This window comes from Rheinheimera lutimaris (assembly GCF_013283795.1).
Classification (GTDB): Bacteria; Pseudomonadota; Gammaproteobacteria; order Enterobacterales; family Alteromonadaceae; genus Alishewanella; species Alishewanella lutimaris.
In genome coordinates this window covers 85,846-92,098 of the sequence record NZ_JABSOD010000015.1, presented here as the reverse complement: position 1 = coordinate 92,098, position 6,253 = coordinate 85,846, and the positions used below count along the sequence as shown (strand labels likewise).

Annotated in this window: 5 protein-coding genes; 1 reads left to right on the top strand and 4 read right to left on the bottom strand. The window is 51.7% G+C overall.

Annotation, left to right across the window (positions count from 1 at the left end; translation table 11 throughout):
• Positions 1-76: 76 nt before the first annotated feature.
• From HRH59_RS14175 to HRH59_RS14160, 4 genes are all read right to left on the bottom strand, one after another.
• Positions 77-427 carry a putative quinol monooxygenase gene (locus HRH59_RS14175; protein WP_173501930.1) on the bottom strand — a complete coding sequence of 117 codons (351 nt, stop codon included), beginning with the start codon at positions 425-427 and terminating at the stop codon, positions 77-79.
• Between the two features lie 24 nt (positions 428-451).
• The gene (nhaD, locus tag HRH59_RS14170; RefSeq protein ID WP_173501929.1) at positions 452-1,915 is read right to left on the bottom strand and encodes a sodium:proton antiporter NhaD; all 1,464 of its coding nucleotides are present in this window, start codon (positions 1,913-1,915) and stop codon (positions 452-454) included.
• A 146-nt stretch (positions 1,916-2,061) separates the two neighbouring features.
• Entirely contained in the window at positions 2,062-2,916 is an 855-nt protein-coding gene (locus HRH59_RS14165; protein WP_173501928.1) for a universal stress protein, read from the bottom strand.
• 135 nt (positions 2,917-3,051) lie between these two features.
• On the bottom strand, positions 3,052-3,534 hold the full coding sequence (locus tag HRH59_RS14160; RefSeq protein ID WP_173501927.1) for a zinc ribbon-containing protein: 483 nt from the start codon (positions 3,532-3,534) through the stop codon (positions 3,052-3,054).
• Between the two features lie 133 nt (positions 3,535-3,667).
• Here HRH59_RS14160 and leuS point away from each other — a divergent pair, with 133 nt between their 5' ends.
• The gene (gene leuS, locus HRH59_RS14155) at positions 3,668-6,253 is read left to right on the top strand and encodes a leucine--tRNA ligase (protein WP_173501926.1); all 2,586 of its coding nucleotides are present in this window, start codon (positions 3,668-3,670) and stop codon (positions 6,251-6,253) included.

Here is a 6,253-nt window from a genome sequence, read left to right as displayed (position 1 = left end):
ACCTCCATAGGAGGTGGTTTAAGGCCGACAACAAAAAGCCCTGCATTGCAGGGCCTGATGAACTAAAACGGCAGATTTACCCGAACACAGGTGCGTCGAAATTAGCCGGTTCGTCGCTGTAAATGCATACGTTCCAATCCGCTGCCAGGCCATCTTCTGCTAAACAGTAGGTTTCGAAGAAGTGCTTTATCTCGCTGCGCTGGCAGTGCGCTTCAAAGCTGGCTAAGTCAGCCCAAATTTCGTTAAAGGCAATAGGAAAGCTTTTGCCTTCAGCAAACGGGCTGGCGATTTGCCGCGTAACGATATACTGCAGGCAGCCGTCTTCGCGGTTGCTGTTTGGCTCCAGGCTTTGCAGCACTTTAAACAGCTCATCAGCCTTGCCGGGTTTAGGCTGAAACTGAGCGATGCAATACACTTTTTTAGACATACAATCCCCTTAACGCCGGCCGGCTTAATGCGCGGCCGGGCTGCCGAAAATTTGAAACAGGTCGGCGTTTAAATATAAATGCGTCAGCACGCTGGCAGCGTAACCCAGCAATATTACCGGCGCCCATTTTAAATGGCCGGTAAAGGTGTAGTAGCCGCGGGCCTGGCCCATTAAGGCCACCCCGGCTGCCGAGCCGATAGACAACAAGCTGCCGCCCACGCCGGCGGTTAAGGTAATAAGTAGCCACTGGCCGTGCGACATATCCGGCTGCATGGTTAATACCGCGAACATTACCGGGATGTTATCTACCACTGATGACATTAAACCTAAAACCACGTTAGCAATGGTTGGATTACCGCTACCGTACAAGCCGGTGGATAACATTTCCAGATAACCGATATAACCCAGGCCGCCAACACACATTACCACGCCGTAGAAGAACAATAAGGTGTCCCATTCGGCGCGGGCAATACGGTTAAATACATCAAAGGGTACAATTTGCCCTAAGCTTCGCACCCGTTCTATATCGCCTTCGCGCTCGGCCATAGCGCGTTTGCGCGCCAGTGAGCCGGGTAAGGTTTTACGCAGAAAAAAGCCGAAGAACTGCAGTAAGCCCAGGCCGGTCATCATGCCCAGTACCGGCGGCAAATCCAGCCAGGAATGGTACAGTACTGCCAGCGCAATAGTGGCTAAAAACAACATAAGAATACGCAGTGCACCGCGCTTTAACTCAACGTCTTCCTGCAGTGCAGCCGGGTAACGCCGCTCGACAAACAGGCTCATAATAATCGCCGGCACCAGATAATTCATCACCGCCGGTATAAACAAGGTAAAAAACTCATTAAAGGTAACAATACCGGCCTGCCAAACCATTAAAGTGGTAATGTCGCCAAACGGGATAAAGGCGCCACCGGCATTAGCTGCCACCACGATATTGACGCACATCAGATTAATAAAGCGCTTGTCGCCTTCGGCGACTTTCATTACCACAGCGCACATCAGCATGGCCGTGGTCATATTGTTGGCAAACGACGAGATAAAAAACGCCAACACACCACTGATCCAGAACAAGGTGCGGTAACTAAAGCCTTTGCGGATCATCCAGGCACGCAGTGCATCAAATAAGCGCCGCTCTTCCAATGCGCTGATGTACGTCATGGCAACCAGTAAAAACAGCATCAACTCGGCAAATTCAAGCAAAGTATGGCGAAACGCCTCAGCGGTTACACCGGTAATACCGTCCTGCATATAACGCCAGGCAATCAGCGCCCAGATAATACCGGCTGCGACTAACACCGGCTTGGATTTACGCAGATGAATTTTCTCTTCTGCCATTACCAGCAAATAGGCCAGTGAAAACAGCACTAACGAAATAATGCCGACCGGTGCCAGCGTTAAATTTAAACTACCGGTTGCGGCAAACGCCGCCGGAGAAAACAATGCACAACACACTGCACACACTATCAGACACAGCAACCACTGCCTCACGTTAACACCCTCAGTTAGGAAATAAAAAATGTTACGGCCCGCTATTGTAAACCAGCCAGGTTAGAATATTTACTCTAAATTCAGCCAAACCACAAAACCACCAGTTTAACGCCAACAAAAAACCCGGCTAATGGCCGGGTTTCGCTTTAGCGTAAAATCAGCAGGGAGCACTTGGCTTTGCAAATCATGGCAGTAGTGGTGCTGCCAACAATAAATTGCCGGATGCGGGAGTGGCCATAAGCGCCCATCACCATCAGGTCAATCACCTGCTCTTGCTGATATTGGTTTAACACGCTATCCGGCTCGCCGGCCACTATCGCGGTTTTGGTATCAAAACCGGCACTGCGCAAGAGCTGCGCCGCACTGTCCATTTGTTGCCGTGCTGCCTCATCGTCAGTACCGGCCATCACCAGATGTACCGGCAGGCCTTTACCCAGCGGGCTGGCCGCCAGCATTTGCACAGCTTTTAATGCCGTGGCGCTGCCATCATAGGCCAGCATAATGCGTTGCGGCGTTTTATAGTTTTGCTGGGTTAACAATATGGGTTTTTGTAAACTGCGAATGACCCGCTCTACATGCAGCCCCATATGGCCGTGGGCATCAGCGCTGCTAAAACCGCGTTTGCCTAATACCAGCAACCGGGTTTCATCTTCCAGTTCGGTTAAGGTGTCTACCAGCTGGCCATGGCGTAAACGCTCGTCTACCGCTTTAACACCGGCTTGTTCAGCCCGTGCTTTGGCCGCATCCAAAATACTGCGGCCGCGCTCCAGCGCCAGTTTACTGTGCTTTTCGTCCAGCTCGGCCAGTTGCTGTAACAGCAGCTCTTGCGAGCCCAGGCCTATGCTACCGCTTAAATCGGGAGTATGAGTATGCTGGGCTTTATCCAGCACGTGCAGCAGTGACATGGCCACACCGAGTTTTTTTGCTGCCCAAACCGCATAATCACATACCGCTTCGGCATAAGGTGAAGCATCAATACAGGCCAGTACTTTAGTGGTCATAAAGTGTCTCTTGCGTAAATGTGTGGCAGATTAACCGGCGAAGCGCCCGGTTTTTATTTGCTGATGCAGATGGCAGGCAAGTGTAACAAAAAAGTACGCTACGTAACAGCCGCATAACGGCTATTACGTTAAGTGTTATACCGGTAAGCCTTCGCGAAAAAACTGTACGCCACCGCACTGACTGCAAGCCAGCAGTTCGGCAGGATGCGTATAATCAATATGTTGTAAACAATGGCTGCAACGATAACGCCCCATGCCTACCACTTCGCCCTGATAATATACGCCCTGATGTTTGAAATCCTGTGCCAGTTCCTGCCACTCTAACTGGCTTTTGTCGGTAATACTGCTCAGCTCCTGCCACAATGCTTCGGGCCAGAGCGACGGTGAAGTGTCGGCGTCAGCCTCGTGTTGCTGCTCCTCCTGTTCCTGCCATTGCCGTTTCAGGGTTTCAATAAACAACTGGGTTTCATAGGCACTCAGCTCCCTGCCGGCTTTAATGTAAGCTTTCAGTTGCTCGACAAAACTAACCATATTGTCCAGTTGCTGCCGCTCTGCCTGCTGCAAGCTTTGGTTAAACTCACTCAGCCACTGCTGATACTTCTTTACAAAATCTGCCATAGCGCCTCCTGTGGTGTAAAACCAGTATAGACAATACGCTGCTTATTGTTGTCAAAACGGCTCTGCGGTATGCTATAGCCACTTTTTTGCCGCTATGGCGGCACTCGTGCTAACCCCTTTTCGGAAGACCTGAATGCAAGAACAATACAACCCGCAGCAGATTGAAACCTCTCTGCAGCAGCAATGGGAACAAACCAACGCCTTTAAAGTGACAGAAGACGACAGCAAAGAAAAATTTTACTGCCTGTCTATGTTCCCTTATCCCAGCGGGCGCTTGCATATGGGCCATGTGCGTAACTACACCATAGGCGACGTAGTTAGCCGCTTTCAGCGCATGCAGGGCAAAAACGTTATGCAGCCTATGGGTTGGGATGCCTTTGGTTTACCGGCCGAAAATGCCGCCATTAATAACAAAACCGCGCCGGCAAAATGGACCTACGAAAATATCGACTACATGCGCAATCAATTAAAGCGCTTAGGTTTTGGCTATGACTGGAGTCGCGAAGTGGCGACCTGCAAGCCGGAATACTACAAGTGGGAACAATGGTTTTTCACCAAGCTGTACGAAAAAGGCCTGGTATACAAAAAAATGGCCACGGTAAACTGGGATCCGGTAGATCAGTGTGTTCTGGCGAACGAGCAGGTTATCGACGGTCGTGGTTGGCGCTCCGGTGCTTTAGTAGAACAGCGCGAGCTGGCACAGTGGTTTATTAAAATTACCGCTTACGCCGAAGAGTTGCTGCAAGATTTAGATCAGTTAGATGGTTGGCCGGAACAGGTTAAAACCATGCAGAAAAACTGGATTGGCCGCTCTGAGGGCGTCGATATCCGCTTTGATATTGCTGATTCCGGCGAAAGCCTGAGCGTGTACACCACCCGGCCTGATACCTTATTCGGTGTAACCTACGTTGCCGTGGCAGCCCAGCACCCGCTGGCGCAGCAAGCCGCAGCTACTAACGCTGAACTGGCAGCCTTTATTGAAGACTGTAAAGGCGGCAAGCTGGCCGAGGCAGAGCTTGCCACCATGGAGAAAAAAGGCTGTGCCACCGGCATTTACGCCGTGCACCCGTTAACCGGCGACAAGGTACCGGTGTGGGTGGCCAACTTTGTGTTAATGGATTACGGCTCAGGCGCGGTAATGGCGGTACCGGGCCATGATCAGCGCGACTATGAGTTTGCCACTAAGTATCAGTTACCCATTAAACAAGTTGTTACCGCTGCAGATGGCAGCGCCGTGACGCTTGAGCAAGCCGCTTACACCGACAAAGGTGTGTTGGTTAACTCGGCCGAATTTGACGGCCTGACGTTTGATGCTGCGTTCAGCGCTATTGCCGCCAAACTGGCTGGCATGGGCCGCGGCGAAGTAAAAGTAAATTACCGCCTGCGTGACTGGGGCGTATCGCGCCAACGCTATTGGGGTACGCCTATTCCTATGCTGAACCTGGCCGATGGCAGCCAGGTGCCGGTGCCGGAAGATCAACTGCCGGTGCGCCTGCCGGAAGATGTGGTGATGGATGGCGTTACCTCACCGATTAAAGCCGACCCGAACTGGGCCAAAACCACCTACAACGGCGCCGAAGCGTTTCACGAAACCGACACCTTCGACACCTTTATGGAATCCAGTTGGTACTATGCCCGCTATTGCAGCCCGGATCATGATAAAGCCATGCTGGACCCGGCCAAAGCCAACTACTGGCTGCCGGTTGATCAATATATCGGTGGTATTGAACACGCTATTTTGCACTTGCTGTACAGCCGCTTTTTCCACAAACTGCTGCGCGATGTCGGTTTAGTGCAATCGGACGAACCGTTTAAACGCTTACTGTGCCAGGGTATGGTACTGGCCGAAACCTTCTACCGCGACACGGATAACGGCGGCAAACAGTGGTTCTCACCAGCCGACGTTACCGTACAACGCGATGACAAAGGCCGTATTTTAACCGCCGTGTTAAATGCAGACGGCCAGCCGGTCGTTGCCTCCGGCATGAGCAAGATGTCAAAATCAAAAAACAACGGCATCGACCCGCAGAAGGTTATCGACCTGTACGGTGCCGATACAGTGCGCTTGTTTATGATGTTTACCGCACCGCCGGAACAAACACTGGAGTGGTCTGATTCTGCGGTAGAAGGTGCGCATCGTTTTATCAAGCGTATTTACACCTTAGTCAGCGACTTCAGCACTGCCGGTACTGTCGGCAGTTTAGATCTTGCTGCACTGAATAACGAACAGAAAACCCTGCGCCGCGAGCTGCATAAAACCATTGCCAAGGTATCAGATGACATTGGCCGGCGTTACACCTTTAACACCGCCATTGCCGCCATTATGGAGCTGAGTAACAAGCTGCAAAAAGCCAGCCTGGCAACAGAGCTTGACCGGGCGGTAATGCAGGAAGCCATTTTAGCGTTGCTGCAAATGCTGAACCCTATTACACCGCACGTTGCACAGTACCTGTGGCGCGAACTGGGCCAGCAAAACGGTATTGAGCAAACCGCCTGGCCTCAGGCCGATGCTGCCGCCATGGTAGAAGATGAAAAGCTGGTAGTAGTGCAGGTAAACGGTAAGGTGCGCGGTAAAGTAACGGTTGCAGCGGATGCCGATCAGGACAGCGTATTGGCAGCGGCAAAAACCGATGACAACGTTAATCGTCATCTGGAAGGAGTAACGGTGCGCAAAGTGATTTATGTGCCGGGTAAATTGCTTAACCTGGTGGTGGGCTGA

What these genes read in the sequence shown, in the direction of transcription:
- HRH59_RS14160 (WP_173501927.1), bottom strand. Translation starts at nt 3,534, where the DNA reads ATGGCAGATTTTGTAAAGAAGTATCAGCAGTGGCTGAGTGAGTTTAAC.
- HRH59_RS14165 (WP_173501928.1), bottom strand. Translation starts at nt 2,916, where the DNA reads ATGACCACTAAAGTACTGGCCTGTATTGATGCTTCACCTTATGCCGAA.
- HRH59_RS14175 (WP_173501930.1), bottom strand. Translation starts at nt 427, where the DNA reads ATGTCTAAAAAAGTGTATTGCATCGCTCAGTTTCAGCCTAAACCCGGC.
- leuS (WP_173501926.1), top strand. Translation starts at nt 3,668, where the DNA reads ATGCAAGAACAATACAACCCGCAGCAGATTGAAACCTCTCTGCAGCAG.